The 17,793-nt window shown below is 70.3% G+C and carries 12 protein-coding genes; 10 read left to right on the forward strand and 2 right to left on the reverse strand.

The genetic code is table 11. The annotated features are described in order from the left end of the window. The first annotated feature begins 334 nt into the window (after positions 1-334). The 10 genes from UK23_RS21080 (at position 335) to UK23_RS21115 (ending at position 14,250) form a co-directional block, all read left to right on the forward strand. The gene (locus UK23_RS21080) at positions 335-583 is read left to right on the forward strand and encodes a hypothetical protein (RefSeq protein WP_045313303.1); all 249 of its coding nucleotides are present in this window, start codon (positions 335-337) and stop codon (positions 581-583) included. A 377-nt stretch (positions 584-960) separates the two neighbouring features. Further along, positions 961-1,155: a hypothetical protein gene (locus UK23_RS51765; protein WP_156213270.1), complete on the forward strand. Its 195-nt coding sequence runs from the start codon at positions 961-963 to the stop codon at positions 1,153-1,155. Between the two features lie 18 nt (positions 1,156-1,173). After that, positions 1,174-1,866 (forward strand): GH12 family glycosyl hydrolase domain-containing protein, encoded by a 693-nt coding sequence (locus UK23_RS21085; RefSeq protein WP_045313320.1) that lies wholly within the window; start codon positions 1,174-1,176, stop codon positions 1,864-1,866. A gap of 276 nt (positions 1,867-2,142) precedes the next feature. After that, positions 2,143-2,268 carry a hypothetical protein gene (locus tag UK23_RS54625; RefSeq protein ID WP_269112294.1) on the forward strand — a complete coding sequence of 42 codons (126 nt, stop codon included), beginning with the start codon at positions 2,143-2,145 and terminating at the stop codon, positions 2,266-2,268. 833 nt (positions 2,269-3,101) lie between these two features. After that, positions 3,102-4,025, forward strand: coding sequence for a PucR family transcriptional regulator (locus tag UK23_RS21090; protein ID WP_045313304.1), 924 nt, complete (start codon positions 3,102-3,104; stop codon positions 4,023-4,025). A 392-nt stretch (positions 4,026-4,417) separates the two neighbouring features. Further along, positions 4,418-5,146, forward strand: a complete 729-nt coding sequence (locus UK23_RS21095; RefSeq protein ID WP_045313305.1) for an IclR family transcriptional regulator — start codon at positions 4,418-4,420, stop codon at positions 5,144-5,146. Positions 5,147-5,330: 184 nt separating this feature from the next. Continuing rightward, complete coding sequence (locus UK23_RS21100; RefSeq protein ID WP_082114838.1) at positions 5,331-8,030, forward strand: AAA family ATPase; 2,700 nt, start codon at positions 5,331-5,333, stop codon at positions 8,028-8,030. Between the two features lie 10 nt (positions 8,031-8,040). Beyond that, positions 8,041-10,524: an AAA family ATPase gene (locus tag UK23_RS21105; protein ID WP_045313307.1), complete on the forward strand. Its 2,484-nt coding sequence runs from the start codon at positions 8,041-8,043 to the stop codon at positions 10,522-10,524. Beyond that, the gene (locus tag UK23_RS21110; RefSeq protein WP_156213271.1) at positions 10,521-13,178 is read left to right on the forward strand and encodes a LuxR C-terminal-related transcriptional regulator; all 2,658 of its coding nucleotides are present in this window, start codon (positions 10,521-10,523) and stop codon (positions 13,176-13,178) included. Before UK23_RS21105 ends, UK23_RS21110 begins: the two co-directional genes overlap by 4 nt. 145 nt (positions 13,179-13,323) lie before the next feature. Next, positions 13,324-14,250 carry a PucR family transcriptional regulator gene (locus UK23_RS21115; protein WP_045313309.1) on the forward strand — a complete coding sequence of 309 codons (927 nt, stop codon included), beginning with the start codon at positions 13,324-13,326 and terminating at the stop codon, positions 14,248-14,250. 246 nt (positions 14,251-14,496) lie between these two features. Here the strand turns inward: UK23_RS21115 and UK23_RS21120 are convergent, their stop codons facing one another. Both UK23_RS21120 and UK23_RS21125 read right to left on the reverse strand, forming a co-directional pair. Beyond that, positions 14,497-16,941, reverse strand: a complete 2,445-nt coding sequence (locus UK23_RS21120) for an amino acid adenylation domain-containing protein (RefSeq protein ID WP_045313310.1) — start codon at positions 16,939-16,941, stop codon at positions 14,497-14,499. Positions 16,942-16,964: 23 nt separating this feature from the next. Then, on the reverse strand, positions 16,965-17,789 hold the full coding sequence (locus UK23_RS21125) for an SDR family oxidoreductase (RefSeq protein ID WP_045313311.1): 825 nt from the start codon (positions 17,787-17,789) through the stop codon (positions 16,965-16,967). Between the last annotated feature and the right edge of the window lie 4 nt (positions 17,790-17,793).

Consider the following 17,793-nt stretch of genomic DNA (forward strand, 5'->3'; position numbering starts at 1 on the left):
GCTCCGGTTGGTGTCACGACTTTACGACTCCGGACGGCAGATCGACGCGCCAGCAGCGCTGAAGACCCAAGAACAGCACTATCAGGGGAATGATCGACAGCAGTGCCCGGTGATCACGAGGGTGCAGAGGGCGGGTCGAACCCTGTTGCAGCAGGGTGAACGGACAAACGCGAGTCACGTTCGTTTCGAAACCTGCGGGGACTTGTCTGTCCCATGTGGACATTTTGGTTCGACTGCATGTCCAGGCCACTGCTTCCGAAGTTCACGGAAGAAGTTGACTCAATCGTCTCAAAAGGACTTCGGAGTCGACGTCGGCGTGGGAGCATCTCGAATCATGGGCGAATCCTCCGACTCGGTCGCCGCACTGCTTCGAGACCTGGACTGCTTGCGTGTCGAGCTCGTGTACTGGGATGACGTGAGCGGTGCGGATCGTGTGCTCGACTTCATGACCGCGGCCGTCGCCGCGGACGAGGTGATGAGCGCACAGCGACGGGAGGACGACGAGGCGGCGCGCTTCCACGCGGGCGTGCTGCGGCGCCACGTCAAGTCGGCGTGCCTGCCGAGGCTCGACCTCAGACGATGAGCGTCGGGAAACACGTCACCGGACGCCTGGAGCTGACGGTCGCGCGCAGGCGCGTGCCTTCACGGCGCCGTCCCTGCTGCCCGCAGTCATGTTCTTCGTGCTGGCCGAACGCCCGATGGTCAGTGGTCTCACCGGTTCGATGACGGCCTGATATCGCCGCTGTCCCGGATCGCCGGAGAGCACGAGGATGTCACCGGCTCCCCAGGGGCGATGACGAAGTTGCGCACACCGCGGCGGGACAGGCTGTTCCCGCGTCGGCTGCAGGGCCGTTGAAACAGGGTGTTGCCTTGACGTCCGGTTTCAGCGGAGTCGCATTCTTGTTTCAAATTCGAAGAGCTGCGGTTTCTGGTCTGCGCGGACGAGGTCGTGGAGCAGTTGTGGCTCGCCCACCCGGTGTGAAGCGCTCTCATGTCCCGGCCAACGCTCGCGGCTCGGCGCCTGGCAAGCGCTTTGCCGAACTGGCTGAGTATTTTTCGGAGAAGATTGGCGAGTCATTTCGCGCGGCTGTGTTCGGTGTTATCTTCCGCCGCGTGAACCGCTTCGCCCTCGACGTCGCGGATTCTGTCGAATGAGTGCGGAAGGAAGAGTTGATGACCAAATTCGCGCGTTCTTTGGTTGTTGCGGTGGCGGCCGTGCTGGCGGTTTCGCTCGGCGCGAGCACCGCGCTCGCCGCGACCTGGACGTCCTCCGATCAGTGGGGAAGCTGGTCGAACGGCGGGTACACCGTGCGGAACAACGTGTGGGGCGGTGGTCGCGGACCCCAGACGATCTGGGCGAACTCCTACAGCAACTGGGGGGTCCGGTCGAACCAGCCGAACACCGGCGGGGTGAAGTCCTACCCGCACTCGGAGAAAATGGTGAACCGCAGGCTCAGCGCGCTCGGGAGACTGACGAGCAACTTCAACGTCTCGTACCCGAACGCAGGTTCCTACACGACGGCATATGACATCTGGGCCAACAACAACGCCTACGAAATCATGCTGTGGATGAACAAGGTGGGCAACGTCGGGCCGATCGGCTCCTTTCAGACGTCGGTGTCGGTGGGTGGCCACAGCTGGAACGTCTACCGCGGCTCGAACGGCGCGAACGCGGTGTTCTCGTTCGTTCGCACGTCCAACACCGGATCGGGCTCCGTCGACATCAAGGCGGTCATGAACTGGGTGCGCAGTCGCGGCTGGTTCGGTGACGTGACCGTCGGTGCCGTGCAGTTCGGCTACGAGATCACCTCGTCCAGTGGCGGTCTCAACTTCACCACCAACAGCTATTCGGTTTCCGCCGGCTGACCACCGGCAAGGGGAAGCGCCGTCCGCCGGGTTGTCCGGCGGACGGCGCTTCGTCTGCTCGATGCCGGGATTGGCGTACCGATGGCCGACGCCCGGCGACCTGGTGCGGGTGGTCGTTCGGCGGGCGGTGCCCAGGGTGCCGGTCGTGGTCGGCGCAGGACGGCGTACCCGGCGACGACGCGCGGCATTGCGGTTCGGACGTGTTCTGCTCGCGGCGGGTCATCGCCGCGGACTTTCCCTTGGGCGGTGATCTGACGTGGTGCGGGAGACCTGCGGGTGGAGACGCGGCCGGTGCCCGAGCCGGGACCGGGCGAGGTCGCCGTGTCGGTGCACTGCGGAGGAGTCGGCGGTTCGGACCTGCGCTGCGGTGGTGCGGTGGGCGGCTTCCGGCTGCGGGACTGACGGACGCGACACTGGGCGCGGGGGAGTGGGCGCACTGGCACAGCGCCGCGGGTGACACCTTCACGGCGGTGCAGCAGTGGTTGTGAGGTTGTCTGCGTCTCACGCTGGGTGTCTGGCTTGCTCTCGATGTTCTCGCACGATTCGCGGGGTTCGTCCTGTGCGCCCAGGCCGCCGGCATGGCCGTGTTCCGGCTCAGGCGGGCTGTCCCCTGCCTGATGGTGGCACTGGGAACTGCGCTGTGCTCGTTCACGGTTTCGGAGCCCGATGGAGCGTCGACCACCCGTGTTGCCCGCGGCGGTGAGTACTGGCCTCGACCGCGATACCTGCTCGGACCGGCTGACGTTCGCCTGTGCGTGTTCCGGATGCGGGCGCTATCCCCATTGTGCGGAAACCCTTCCGTCAGGTTCTGGGTTAAATCAAGGTGAAGACCCCTCCTCACCAGCGCATTGGCGCCTTTATCGTCATGCCTGCCTGATCTCAGGCAGGGCGAGCGGTTGGCCGTTGGCGCGAACATGCGGTTCCGCTGATGGAACGGTGCGCCAGATACCGAACCATTGGCCGCTTGCGGGCGGCCTGGGTGAGTCGAACCGAACCGTCCGCGGGTGCGGAGCCACAGTGTTTACGCGTCATGTGTTGACGCTGTGAACGTTCCCAACCTAGCTTGAGCGTGTCCGCAAGGTTGCTCTGAAGGGGTGAACGATGCCTGGTCTGAAAGGGCCTGCGATTGCGGACCGTAGTGACGCGAGCGAGAACGCCACAATGCGGAACCGACAGCCCTGTTCGGGGGTTGTGGCTCGGCCCAACTGCTTCACGGTGAGTGACGAGGAGTGGTCATGACAAATCCCGCAACCAAGTGGGAAGAGCCAGTCGACGTTGAGTCCGCGCGAACGCTGCGCGTGGCCGGCGAGCACGAGCGGCGGCTCGCGGAGTTCCGCGCCAAGGTGCGCGCGGTCGGCGAGCGGTGGGAGGGCACCCGGCCGACCGGGTTGACCGAGGTGCTGTGCGCGGCCGCGGCCGACGACCCCGAGCTCTCCCGGCTCGCCCTCGTGGGCGGTCAGCTGCTCGAGGACTTCATGGAGGGGCTCATTCGCAACACCGCCGGGGCCTCTGGCGATCTCGCTGCCGACCTGATCGACGGCAGGCGGCTGCCGCAAGACGTGCTCGCCCGGCTCGCGGAAGAGTACGTCGTGGTGGTGGTCCGCGCGGCACGGCATGACGAGGGCTGGCCGGACCTCGCCGACCGTGGTGTGTTGTGGACCAAGAGGTCCGGTGCGCTGGTGCTGCTGGTGCCCGACGGCGACGCCGGAGCCACCGGTTTGCTCGACCAGATCACCGACGAGCTGACTGCCGCCGAGGGCTGGGTCGCCACGGCGAGAGGCTCGGTGGTCGGGCTCGCCAGCGCCTATGAGGAGGCGGCCGAAGTGTTGCGTCTCGTCGCCGCAGGATGCCGCCCTTTCGGGGTCTACCGGACGGCGGACGTGCTGGTTGAATACGCGATCATCAGGAACGGCTCGGTCGCCGCCAGGCTGGCGGAGGTGATCCGGCCACTGCGGGACAATCCGCTGCTGTGGCAGACCCTGGTCGCGCTCGTCCGCACGGACTTCAACCGCAACCAGGCGGCCCGCGACCTGTTCATCCACCGCAGCACGATGGACTACCGGCTGCAGCGCATCGCCAAGATCACCGGGTGTGATCCTGTCAGCGGTCGTGGTGGCCAGCTGCTGAGCGCGGCGCTGATCGCCGATGCGGTGGCGTGACCGCCGCGCGGCCGCCGACTCAGCGGTCCGATGTGGACGATGCGTCTCTCCTCTCGTGTGTCGGTTTGCCCCTGCTGGCGGCGTACAACAGCTGGCTGAGCAGTACTGGCAGCATCACCGCCGTCACGAGGACTCCTGCGAATGTCATGCCTTGACGGTAGTTCTGAGCGGTCGCGTCTGGAATGCGAGTATTGAGGAAAACCTTCTGTCGTGGGCACCGGCATCCTTTGCGGACGGATGGCTCAGTGATCTTCCGCAGGCCTCCGGCCGCTGCGTCGTGGTGACCTGGCACACCCTGACATCGGGTGGATTTTCGCCCCGGAACGAGCGCGAGAGGGAGCATCTTGAGCACGGCAGGGTCATTGCGTTCGGTCGACAGCAGGTCTCCTGCGGTGACCAGGGCCGTCGCGCTGATGGAGGAGCTGGCGAGACAGCGCAGGCCGGTCGGGATCGCCGAGCTGGCGCGTTCGCTGGACCTGGCGAAGTCGACGGTCGCGAACCTCTGCACCGCGCTCGAGGGAACCCACATGATCCGCCGGGTCGACGGTGGCTGGGCGCTCGGCTACAAGGCGGTCGAACTGGGACAGGCCTTTCTGGCCGGTACCGACGTCGTCGAGGAGTTCCGCCGCACGGCGGGCACCCTGCCCCTCGGGGCGCAGGAGACGATGCTGCTGGCCGTGCTGGAGGGAGTGGAGGTCGTCTACCTCGCCAGGCACGACGGCACCCAGCCCGTTCGGCTCGCGAGCGACATCGGCAGGCGCATGCCCGCCGTCGTCACCGCCTTGGGCAAAGCCATGTTGGCGAGCCTGCCCGATGACGAGTTGAAGAAGCGGCTCGGCCTGGTGGACGAGCTGCCGGTGATCACGGCGAAGTCGCACCGCACGCTGGACGAGCTGCGCCGTGACCTCGACAGGACCAGGGAACGCGGCTACGCGCTCGATGACGAGCAGAACACCGAGGGCATCACGTGTGTGAGCGTGGCGTTGCCGGGATGTCCGACCACTCCGACGGCGGTCAGTGCCACCCTGTTGACCGCGCGGATGACGTCGGAGTTGTGCGAGGGCCTCATCACGGACCTCACCGTGCTGGCCCGCGAGCTGTCCCGCACCGCCTCCCTCTAGCGCCTTTCGCTTCGAACAACACATGGGGACGAACCGTCGGTGCATGCCACATGTGCCGCGTTGCGCCCGATCGCATCGGCCTGCTCGTTGGTCTGAACGGACTAAGATCACCTTGGTGGAGGAGAGCTGAACGTCGTGTCAGCCGCGCAACGAGAACGCAGTGCGAGCCGGTCAGAGGAGCGGCATGACGGAGGTTGGACCGGTTCGAGACCTGAAGTCCGGGCGGCTACCTGGCAGACGAGCTCAGGTGGAGCTGGTTCAGGCCAGGGTGCGCGAGACGGCCGCGGGCCGGCCGGGGGCGTTGATCGTGCGCGGCGGGGCGGGCATCGGGAAGTCGGCGTTCCTCGCCGAGTTGTGCGAGGTGCTGCGGGACGAGGCCGAGGTGCTCAGCGCGGTCTGCGGAGATGACCGTGCTTCCTTCTCGGTCGCCCGTGCACTGTTCGGTGCGGCGGCCGACGAGGTGCTGGCAGCAGGTCAGGACGAGCACGTCCGGCAGCGGCAGCTGCTGAAGCTCGCAGTCGGACGGGCGGGCGAACGGCCGTTGGTGCTCGTGATCGACGACGTCCACCGGTGCGACAGGGCGACCGCCCGTTGGCTCGGTCTGCTGGCGCGGCGGGCGAGCGGTGGGCGGGTCTTCGTCGTGCTCGCCAACCGGTGCGTCGACCGTGCGGCGGCGGACGCGCTGTTCGGCGAGCTGACCGGCGCGCTCGACACCACGACGATCGAGCTCGGGCCGTTGGCGGAAGCCGACGTGCGGGAGCTGATCCGGCGGCAGTTCGGCGCCGAGCCGCACGAGGAGTTCCTGCGGGCATCTGTGGAGCTCTGCAACGGCATCCCCGGCACGACGCTCGCGTGCCTGACTCGGCTCGCCGACCAGGGCGGACGGCCCGACGAGGAGTGGGCCGGCCGGTTGCGCGCGGAGGCGACTGCGGAGTCGGTCACGTCGTGGTCGGCCTGGCTGGGCCGGCAGGAGGAGCCGGTACTGCGCCTCGCGACCGCGGTGGCGATCCTCGGCACGGACGGGGCGGACGCCGCCGGAGCGCTGTTCGAGCTGCCCGCGGCCGCCGTCGACTCGGCGCGCACGACACTGCGGCTCGCGGGTGTTCTCACCGAGCGCGGGAGCTTCTGCTCGGAGCCGTTGCGAGCGCACCTGCTCGCGGCGTTCGGCCAGGAGGAGCTGGCCGACCTGCGGGTCAGGGCGGCACGGTTGCTCAGCGACGAGGGACGACCCGCGCGGGAGGTCGCCGAGCAGATCGCCGCGCTGCCGGTGGTCGCCGAACCGTGGATGGCCGCCACGCTGAGGGAGGCAGCGCGGGAGTGCGATGACGCGCCCGGTGACGCCGAGCACTACCTGCGCCGCGCGCTCGAGGTGATACCCGATCACGTGGGCATGAGGCTGGAGCTCGCGAACCTGCTCCTCGACGTGGACGCTGAGGGCGCGAGCAGGATCTACTCGGAGGTGCTGCGCGACCTCACCGCGGTCGACGAACGTGCCTTCGCCGTGACCAGGCAGGGCGCGGCGGCATTGCGGACGGCGCACGTGTCCGAGGCGTTCGGCAACCTGGTCGACGAGTGGCTCTCGTTGCCCGTCAGCGCGGATCCGCAGCTGCGCGCGGTGATCGAGGTGCTCCTGTTGATGGTGGGGCTGGCCGGTGCCACCACGGTGGCCACCGCGCTCCGCCACGCCGAGCAGATGGTGCCGCCCGCCGACATCAGGACGCGGTTCGAGCGGCGCCTGGTCCAACAGCTGGGCCGCGCCGAGCTGTACCGGGGCGAGTCGGTCGAGCGGGCGCTCGAGCTGACGAGGTTGTCGATACCCCAGCCTGGTGCGGTGCACGACTGGTGGGACACGTTGTCCGCCAAGGTGTTGCACTTCGCCGGCTACCCGGAGGAAGCGGCCGCCGTCGTCGATCAGGTCCTCGCCTCTGCCTCTGCCCGCGGTGACGAGTCCAGCCACGCGGTCGCGCTGTCGGCCAGAGCCGCGTGGCGGTTGGACCTCGGCGACCTGCCCGGCGCGGCCGCGGACGCGGAAGCGGTGGTCGCCCACCCGCTGGGCGGCGCGCAGACCGCAGCGGGGCGATGGGCGCGGATGATGCTTGCCGCGGTGTGCGCGCAGAACGGCGATCACGCCGGCGTGCGGGAGTTTCTCGGTGAGCTGCCTCATCTGCGTGAGCCGGAGGTGCGTGCGCTGCGGTTGACGGCGACGGCTTGCCTGCTGCACGGCTCCGGCGAGCCCGACCAGGCGCTGACCGCGTTGCTGGAATGCGGTGAGGAGCTCGACGCCATGGGCATCCGCAACCCGGTGCTCGTGCCGTGGTGGCTCGACGCCGTCGCGGTGCTGGTCGAGCTCGGGCGTCTGGACGAGGCAGCCGATCTCGCCACGTTCGGCGAGGCGGGGGCGGCGTGCTGGGACACCCCGGCCTCGCGCGGGTATGCCGCTTTGGCCCGTGGACTCGTCACCGGCGACGCGGAGGGGCTGGCCGACGCCTCGCGGCGTCTGGAGCTGGCGGGCTACCGCCTCCGCGAGGCACAGGCGCTGACCGCACTCGGTCTCACGCTGCTTCGGCAGGGCGACGACAGGGGCGCTCGCGGTCACCTGCGCAAGGCCGTCGGGCTGGCGGTCCGCTGCGGTTCCTCCAGCGCGGTGGCCGCCGCCCGCGCCGCGCTCGTGCGCGCGGGCGGCCGGATGAGCGAACTGTCCACGAGAGACGTGCTGACCGGCGGCGAGCGACGGGTCGCGGAGCTCGCCGTCCAGGGCCTGACGAACCGGCAGATCGCCGATGGTCTCTTCGTGACCGTGCGGACCGTGGAGAGCCATCTTTCCAACGTCTACCGCAAACTCGGCGTGCAGACCCGCGCGGACCTCGCCGCGCGGTTGGGCTGAGGTCACCGTCGTGTCCGCGGAGCTGCTCGACCGCACCGCCGAACTGGCCGCGCTGGGCCGCGCGGTGGGCGCACTCGCCGCCGGCGAGCCGGCGCTCGTGGAGATCAGCGGCGGTAGCGGCACGGGCCGCAGCGCCTTGCTCGCCCGCGCGGTCGAGCTGGCCCGCGGGGCGGGGGCGCTGGTGCTGGCGGCGAACGGGCTGCCGCTCGTGCCCGGCCAGGGCCCCCGGATCGTCGGAGAGGTGATGGCGCAGGTCGCCTGGTCCTCGCCGAAATGTGCGGAGGCCGCGTCGACCGGTTGCGTGGTGGCGATCGGGCCGCCATCGGGCGTCCTGGTGACCGCGGAACCCTCCCCGCCGCTGCCCGGCTCTGACACCACGCCCGGCGAGGCCCTCATGGCGGTGCTCGACCTGGCGAGGGCAAGGCCAGTGCTGCTCGCGGTCGACGACGCTGATGGTTACGACGACCTCTCACGGGTGTGGCTCGCTCGCCTCGGCGAGCGAGCCGGCGGCAGGCCGATCGGGATCGTCGTCGTCACAGGGCCGGCTCGACGGTTGCTGGCGGGTGCGGAGGTGTTGACCGCGCGCCCCCTGTCACCTGCTGCGGTGGCAGAACTCGCACGGCGAAGACGGACGGTGCGCGGAGACGTTGCCGATGTGCTGCACAGGTGCACCGGCGGGTTGCCGTCGGTGTTGCACGCGGTGCTGGACGGGATCGGCCCCGAGGCCGACGCCGAGGAGGTCGCCGAGTCGGCGGCGGAGGCGTTCGTCGGCATTGTGGTGCGGGCGGTGGCGGCGCTGCCCGCGGAGGCGGCCGGGTTGCTGCGGGCGATCGCGCTGTGCGGGCCGGGGTTGGACTTCGAGCTGACCTGCGCGGTGGCCGGCCTGCCGGGCCTCGGATCCCGCTGGGCGCTCGACCTGCTCGCCGGGGCCGGCCTGGTCAGCGGTGAACCGCCCGCCCTGGCAGGCGGGTTGTCCGCCGAGAGGGTGCTGATGGGCCTGGCCAGGAAGGTTCGTGACGAGCTGCACGTCCGCGCCGCGCGGCTGGCATATCGCGGTGCGGCGGACGTGGCGGAGGTGGCACGAATCCTGGAGTCCGCGCCGCCGCTCGGTGACCCGTGGGTGGTGCCGGTGCTGCGCACCGCTGCCCGTCGTGTGGTGGAACGGGGTGATCCGGAGGCCGCGGTGCGGTATCTGGAGCGAGCCTTGCGCGAACCCGGTGATCCCACGATCGCGGCCCAGCTCGTGCTGGAGATCGCGCTGGTGGAGAGCCGGTGCTCACCAGAGGTCGGTGATCGCAGGCTCTCCAGGATGCTGCTGGAGAGCCAGCCGCCGGAGTGCGCGCGAGTCCGGCTGGCCGCGGCGGACCAGCTCTTCGCACGTGGCGATTCCGCCCTGGCGCGGCGGACGTTCGGTGCGATGCCGACCACCGGTGTGGAGCGAGACAGCATCACGGCGTTGTACTGGCTGGTCGACGACGCGCCGCTGGAGGTGCCCGAGCTGGGACTGCTCGACGTGGCACCGCTGCCCACCGCGCCGCCGGAGCCGGAACGAGCCGGAGCGGCGGCGTTGCTGTGCGTCGCGCAGGGCACGGACTCGGCACTGGCCAGGGTCCTCGCCCGCACCGCGCTCGCCGCTCCTTCCACCGTGCTGATCCCGAGGATGATCGCCGCGTGTGCGCTGGCGCTCACCGGCGACCTGGACGAGGCCGTCGCCGGACTGGACGATGTCCTGGTCGAAGCGCGTGAGCTCGGCCTGAACGCGGTGGAGAGCCAGTCGCTGGCGGTGCGGGCCAAGATCATGCTGGGCGCGGCGAGGCTGATCGAGGCGCGGGCGGATCTGGACGCCGCCACAGCCGCACTGCCGCTGCGGGACTGGCATCCCGACGCGCGACCGCTGCTGGTCGCGGTGGAAGCCCAGCTGTGCATGGAGAACGGGTTCGAGGACCGCGCGGAGGAACTGTCCGCGGCCGTGCTGGACCACGAGCTGGGTTTCGGGCACGCCCGCATGTTGATGATGTACGTCCGGGCGGAGCTCGCATTCAGGCGTGGCGATGCCCGCACCGCGCTCGCGCTCGCGGAGGAGTGCGGACGACGCATGCTCGCCAGGGGGTGGCGCAACCCGGCGTCGCTGCCATGGCGTTCCGTGGCCGCGCGGGCGTCGCTCCAGCTGGGAAACCACGATCACGCCGAGATCCTGTGCGCCCAGGAGGTCCAACGCGCACGCGAGTGGGGCGTGCCTGGCCTGCTCGGCATGGCGCATCTCAGCCGTGCGCCGGTGTCGGGCGACCGCCACGACCTGACCGAGGCGGTGCGGTTGCTGAGCGACTCGCCGTACCGGCTGGCGCACGCGGTCGCGCTGCTCGCACTCGCCGAGGTGAGCGAGCCTCACGAGGCGGCACCTCTGGTGCGCGAGGCCGCCGGGATCGCGGTGCGCGGCCGGGCCTTGGTACTGCTGAACCGGGCGCGGCGACTCGGATGGGTTCCCGGCACATGACGAGAGAGGTCGCGGGGGCAGTGCTGTTCGAACGCGAGGGCGAGCTGGACCTGGTGGGCCGGTCGCTGCGGAATGCTGCGGACGGCGCGGGCAGCGTCATCGTGGTGGCCGGTCCGCTCGGCAACGGCAAGACCGCCTTCTTGCGGGCGCTTGCACACCATCGCGAGGCAACAGGATTCGCGGTGCTCCAGGCTTCGGCGTCGCCGATCGAACGCGACTTCCCACATGGCGTCGTGAGCCAGCTGCTGGACGGCCCCGCCGAGCTGAGCGCCGACGGGCGGCTGCTGGTGCTCGTCGACGACGTGCAGTGGGCCGACGACGAGTCGCTCGCGGTGCTCGAGAAGTTCGCGGGACAGGTCGCGCACCGGTCTGCCGTGCTGGTCGTGACCCTTCGCGAGGGGGATTCGCTCGCGAGTCGTCCTGCCGTGGTGTCGATCGTTGCGGGCGCCGCCCATCGGATCCGTCTGAGACCGCTGCTGCTCGCCGGCTCGGCCGCGTTGGTGCGGGGGTTGCTCGGCCCGCACTGCGACGACGAGTTCACCATCGCCTGCCACGAGGTGGCGGGGGGCAACCCGATGTTCCTCACCGCGCTCGCGCTGTCGTGGAGCGTCGGCGGTCTGCCTCCGGTGGCGGCCAACGCCGCCACGGTGCGCGCGATGCCGCCCACCTGGGCCCGCGACCGCCTCGTCTCCTGCATCCGCGCGCAACCCGAGCAGGCCCAGGAGGTGTTGAGGGGGCTGGTCGTGCTGGGCGGCGGGCTGTCCGACGCGGCCGCGCTGGCCGAGCTCGACCGGTTCACGGCGTTCGACGTGATCCGGTCGCTGCGCAAGCTCGGCCTGCTCTCGGCGACCGGGTTCGCCCATCCCGCTGTGTCCGCCGCCGTCGAGGAGACGATGACGGCGGACGAACGAGAGGACGTGCAGATCCGGTCGGCGCGGTTCCTGCACGACAACGGCAGGCCGGCCGAGGAGGTGGCGCGGCTGTTGCTCGGGATCACGCGGCCGCTGGGTCGCTGGGTCGTCGAGGTGTTGCGCGTCGCGGCGGACACCGCGCTGCGCTCCGGTTCGCCGGAGACCGCCGCGCGCTATCTGCGACGGGCGTTGCTGGACACGTCGACCGACGGGGAGGATCGAGCGAAGGTGCTCGTCGACATCGCCACGGCGGTGCGCGGGTTCGACGTCCAGGCCGCGGTGCGCAGCATCTCCTACGCAGCCCCGTTGCTGAGAGAACCACGTGACAGGGCCGCGGCGCTGATCCGGCTCACGCCCGCGGTGATGGGCAACGCTCCGGAAGCGGTCCTGTCGATGATGAGGCAGGTAGCGGCGGAGCTCGGCGATCCGGCGGGACTCGATCCGGTCGGCCGGGAGCTCGCGCTGAGGCTCGAGGCACGGTTGCGTTACGCGGACTCGACCGATCGCGCCGAGCTGGCCCGTGCGGTCTCCCGGTTGACCGAGATGGGGCCGGATGCCCCGATGCAGACCGGCGCCGAGCGCGAACTGCTGGCCGTGTTGCTGCATTCGGCGGTGACCGGCGTCGGCAGGCGGGCAGACGAGGTGGCGGCACTCGCCGGCCGACTGCTGGCGTGCGAGCCCGCGTTCAGCCCGCACAGCAGCTCGGCCGCACCGTTGCTGGTCAGCTGTCTTGCGGCGGCCGACTCGCCCGGCGTCACGAAGCGGTGGCTCGACCAGGCGCTCGAGATCGCGCGCAGCCGCCATGACGCGGTGAGCGAGGCGATGATCCGCAGTGAGCAGGCGCTCGCGCACCTGATGTCCGGGCAGGTCGAGGCGGCGGCGCGGGCGGCGACGGACGCGGCGGCACTGGGGGCGGGCGACTGGAGCGCTGTCGGCACCTCCGCCGCGGTGGTGCTGGCCGGTGTGGCGCTGCAGTTGCGGCATCCCGTGCTGACCGACCAGGCGCTGACGTTCGCCGTGAACGTTCCTGTGAACGACTGTCTCGCCGCGGTGGTGGGGCTGCTGCGGTCCTCGGACGCGGCGCTGCGCGGCGATCTGCCGGGAGCGTCGATGACGTTGATGGAATGCGGGGTGAGGCTGGACCAGTCCGGCTGGCGCAACCCCGTGCTCTACCCGTGGCGAACCTTCCTCGCCCAGCTCAAGCATCGGCTGGGCGAGACGGAGGACGCGCTCGCGCTCGCCGAGGAGGAACGGCTGATCGCGCAGGAGTGGGGTGCGCCGTCGGGTATCGGCCGCGCCTGGCGCGTGCTGGGCGCGCTGACGGGAGGGGCCCGCGGGGTGGAGCTGACCAGCCGGGCCGTCGAGGTGCTGGAGGAGTCCGCGCACGCGCTCGAACTGGCGCTGGCACTGCGGCAGTGGGCCGAGCTGTCCGGCCGTGAGGACCTGTGGCGCCGGTGCCTCGACATCGCAACGGAGATCGGCGCGGGCAACATCGCCGCGCAGGCGCGTGCCGCTTTGGGCGGCCGGGCGCCAACGGGGGCAGGAACCAGGCTGACACCGTCCGAACGTCGCGTCGCCCTGCTGGCGGCGGGAGGCCGGTCGAACCAGGAGATCGCCATCGAGCTCGCGGTCACCCCTCGCGCTGTGGAGAAGCACCTCACGAACACCTACCGGAAGCTCGGAGTGCGCCGACGGGCGGAGCTGGCCTCGGCACTGCGGCAGGTGGCGGCGGATCCGGGCTGACCGAACTGCCGCGTCCCCAGCCGCACCGAATCCGTACCGAATCCGTACCGCCAGTGGAACGGGACCACAGTATTTGGTACGGGACGTTGATTCCTTGATCGCGGACTTCCTAGGCTCCAGCAGTGGGTTCGGGAGGTGCGGCGGGATGATGGAAGTTGTGGCGCGACAGGGTTTCGTTGCCGGCGGCGGACGCGGGAACGCGTTTCGTGCGAGGGTCCGGAGGGCCGGGCAGATGTGGTCCGGTGACGGGTCGGCCGACCTGAGGGATCTGCTCACGCAGGCGGCGGCAGGCGATCCGGAGCTCGCTGAGCTGGTCCACACCGGCGGTTCGCTGCTCGCGGACTTTCTGGAGGGCTACGACCGATCAGCCAAGCGCACGCGGGTGTCAGGGGATCTCGCGAAGGACCTGATCGAAGGACGTCCGGTGAGTCCGGAGGAGGCGACGACACTCGCCCCGCGGTACGTGGTCTCGGTAGTCGGCTGGTCCGGTAGAAGCCGGGTCGAAGCTCAGGCCGAGGAGAGCGAACTGCTGCAGGCCCTGGGGCCCGAGGTGCTCACGACCAGCGTCGACAACCGCCTGGTGCTGCTGGTCCCCGGAGTCGACACGCAGCGAGCGGCGAGGACCATCAGGCAGATCAGTCAGTTCCTCGGTGGGAACGGGTGGCTCACCACCGCCACGCGGCCGCGCGACGAGCTCCGCGACGGCGTCCGCGAGGCCATGGAGGTTCTGCGACTGGTCATGGCAGGGCGCAGGAAGTGCGGCGCCTACACGATGCTGGACGTCCTGGTCGAGTACGCGGTCGTGCAGGACGTGGCGGTCGCTGCCGAGCTGGCCGCCATGATCCGGCCACTGCGCGACCAGCCGATCTTGTGGGAGACGCTGATGGCGTTGATCGACACCGACTACCGGCGCAACAAGGCCGCGCAGAACCTCTACATCCACCGCAGCACGCTCGACTACCGCGTGCAGCGCATCGCCGACGTCACCGGGTGCGACCCGACCACCGGCAGGGGCGTGCAGCTGCTGACCGCCGGGGTGATCGCGGACGCGGTGCGGAGCAGACTCCAGTAGAAGGCCAGGGCGAAGGCCTCGCCGGGGTCGAAGGCCTCGTAAAGCGAGGCGATGCCGTGGGTGTTGAGGCTGTGCATGACCAGGACCACGGTCTGGGCGTCGGGGTAGTCCATTGTCAGGAGTTGTTCCACTTGGCCGGCCCAGTCGATTTTGGTTCGCTGGGCCGAGCCGGAACCTGCCGTTTGCGCGCGCGGACACCTCCAAGACTGGCGCAGCACTTCCGGGTTGTGCGGAGGAGGTACCCAGTCAAGACCCGCGTACGGCGCTTGCCACCCCTCGAACCGTGGGGTGCCGGTAGAGCTCGCGCAACCGCACCGTAGGCAGTCCTTCCGCCCGCATGGCCGCGCCGATCCGGACCGCGTACAGGGAGTTGCCGCCCAGCTCGAAGAAGTCGTCGTCGATCTCGACCGGCACGCCGAGCACGGTGCTCCAGATCGTCCTGAGCTGGTCGGCGAGTTCGTCACCGGTCGGCGTGCTGTCCACAACGGACGGCGCGGGAGCCGGGTGGGGCAGACGCTCCTGGTCGATCTTGCCGTTCACGGTCAACGGCAGCTCGCTGAGCGCGGTGATGGTGGACGGCACCATGTGGTCCGGCAGGATCCGAGCCGCCCGTTCGCGGATCTCCCTGGTGTCCGCGGGCTCGATGAGCACGACGTAGCCGTCGATGCGGGCGCTGGCGGCGTCGCCGGGGTCGTCCCGGCGCACCACTACCGTCGCGGCGCTCACCCGCGGGTCCTCGAGCAGCACGGACCGGATCTCGTCCAGCTCGATGCGGAAGCCGCGGATCTTGACCTGGTTGTCGATGCGGCCCAGGTGGTCGAGTCGCCCGTCGGGCCGCAACCGGCCGAGGTCGCCGCTGCGGTAGAGGACGCCTGGCCGGAACGGGTCCGGCAGGAACCGTTGTGCGGTCAGCTCCTCGCGGCGGAAGTACCCGGCGGCGACCCCGGCGCCGCCCACGCAGATCTCGCCCGCCACACCGGGTGGGACCAGCCGTCCGGACGCGTCCAGGACGTAGAGGTGCCAGCCGGGTAGGGCCGGTCCGACCGATCGTGAGCCGGCCAGGGCGTCCGCGCGGGTGACGGTCTGCGCGGTGACGTGGACGGTGGTCTCGGTGATGCCGAACATGTTCACCACCCGGCACCGGGTTTCCGGGTGCCGGTCGAACCAGCGCAGGAGGATCCTGGCGTCCAACGGTTCACCGCCGAACACCACGAGCCGCACCGCGAGGTCCGCGTGGTCGACCGACAGCAGCTGCGCGAACGCCGACGGCGTCTGGCTGAGCACCGTGACGCGTTCGGACTTCAGCAGGTCGCGGAAGGCGTCCGGCTCCCGCGACACGGCGTGCGGCACGACGACGAGCCGGCCGCCGGTCAGCAGGCAGCCCCAGATCTCCCACACGGAGAAGTCGAAGGCGCTGGAGTGGAACCAGGTCCACACGTCGCCCGGCCGCAGCTCGTACTCGTCACGGGTCGCGTCGAGCAACGCGATCACGTTGCGGTGCGGCACCACGACACCCTTGGGCCGGCCGGTCGAGCCGGAGGTGTAGATGATGTAGGCGGCCGTGTCGCCGTCGGCATCGCCGAGCACCGACTCCTCCTGGGGGAGAACGATTTCCGGCGTTACGACGAGCGTCAGGCCGGCGTCCTCGGCGGTGTAGTTCCGCCGGTCCGCGGGGTGAGCCGGGTCCATCGGCACGTAGGTCGCGCCGGCCTTCAGGATTGCGAGGGCCGTCACCACGAACGACGTGGACCGGTCGAGGCACACGCCTACCCGGTCGCCGTCGCGCACGCCGTGGGCACGAAGGCTCCGCGCGACGACGTCGGAACGTTCGTCCAGCGCGCGGTAGCTGAGTTGGTCAGTGCCGTCGGTTACGGCGATCGAGTCCGGTGTGGACAGTGCGACTCGCTGGAACGCCGCGTGGATCGTGCTCGCTGTGGGGATGGGCGGCGGAGCGGGCCGGCCGAGCTCGGCGACGCGGAGCACTTCGTTGTCGTCCATCAGCAGGACGTCGGCCACCTCGGCGTCCCGGCGGCGCAGGACCTGGCGGTGCACCAGGCGCAGGTGCCGCGCGAACTGCTCGGCGATCTCGGGGGCGACCAGAGCGGCCGAGTGGTCGAGCCGCAGCCGCGGCCCGCGGTCGTCGTGGTAGACCGAGACGGTGAGCGGGAACGGCGGCGCGAGGCAGGGGAGGTACTCGCCTTCGACCCGGTTTTCGCAGAACAGCAGGCCGACCGCGGCCGGTTGGTCCGTCGGCACCAGGCGGACGGCACGCACAGGACCCGTGAGGTCCGCGCTGAACGCGCCACGCGGGGTGCCGACGACCGGAGCCGACTCGGGGTCGTACCGCTGCAGCGTCACGAGCAGCGCGACGAGCCAGCCGGTCTCGTCGCCGGTCTCGTCGATCGCGTCTAGGCGGGAGGTGGGGCCGGATCCGTCGCCGAGTCCCCAGACCGGTCCGGCGGCGGTGGAAACGGAGATCTCGCGGCGTGTCACGACGACGAGATCGGTCTCGCCGTCGTCGTAACGCAGCAGGACGCGACGCGAGTCCAGGGCCGGACGTGAGAGCTCGGTGGCGCGGCGGCGTTCGGCGGCGGCGCTCGTGGACGCGGCCGGCACGTCCTCCACCCACAGCCCGGCCGGATCGACGTCCGCGGGGGAGCGCAGGAGCAGGCCGTCGTGGAGATGGGGCATGGTTCGTTCCTTGTCAGCGAGACTCAGCGGGCACTGAAGCCGCCGTCGACGGTCAGCATCGATCCGGTGACCTGCTTCGCGTCGTCGGAGGCGAGGTAGACGACGGCGGCGGCCACGTCGTCAGGCTCGATCAGCGCGTTCATCGGTTGTGCTTCCACGAACGTCTTTTCGTGCTCGTGGACGGGTACCTCGAGTGCGCGGGCGATCTCGGCGAGCATCGCGCCCTCGAACTCCGGCACGTCGCGCACCGAGCCAGGGCACACGGCGTTGACCCGCACCTTCATCGGCGCGTAGTCCAGCGCGGCGGCCTTGGTCAGGCCGACGATGCCGTGTTTGGCGGCGACGTAGCCCGCGAAGTGGCGATAGCCGACCAGGCCCGCGGTGGACGCGACGTTGATTATGCTGCCGCGCCGTCGTTCGCACATGCCCTCCGCGACCTCGCGCATCACCCGCCACGCGCCGGTGAGGTCCACGTCGATCATCAGCGACCACTCGTCCTCGGTGATCCCGTGGACCGGTCTGCCCGACGGCGCGGCGATGCCCGCGTTGTTCACCACCACGTCGATCTGCCCGAACCTGTCGATCGCCGACGCGACCATCCGCCGCACCGACTCGCCCGAGCGCACGTCGGTCTCCTCGACCAGAACGGCGGAACCCTCGTGGCGGCACAGCTTCGCGGTGTGGTCGAGCTGGCTGCGCGAGCCGAGCGGGTACGGCACGCCGCCGACGTCCGCGCAGACGTCGGAGAGCACGAGGTCCGCACCCTCCTGAGCGCACCGCACGGCGATGGCCCTGCCCAGGCCGCGGGCCGCGCCGGTGACGAGCACGACCTTGCCGGTCAGCCTCATCGGA

The organism is Lentzea aerocolonigenes, from assembly GCF_000955955.1.
Lineage (GTDB): Bacteria > Actinomycetota > Actinomycetes > Mycobacteriales > Pseudonocardiaceae > Lentzea > Lentzea aerocolonigenes_A.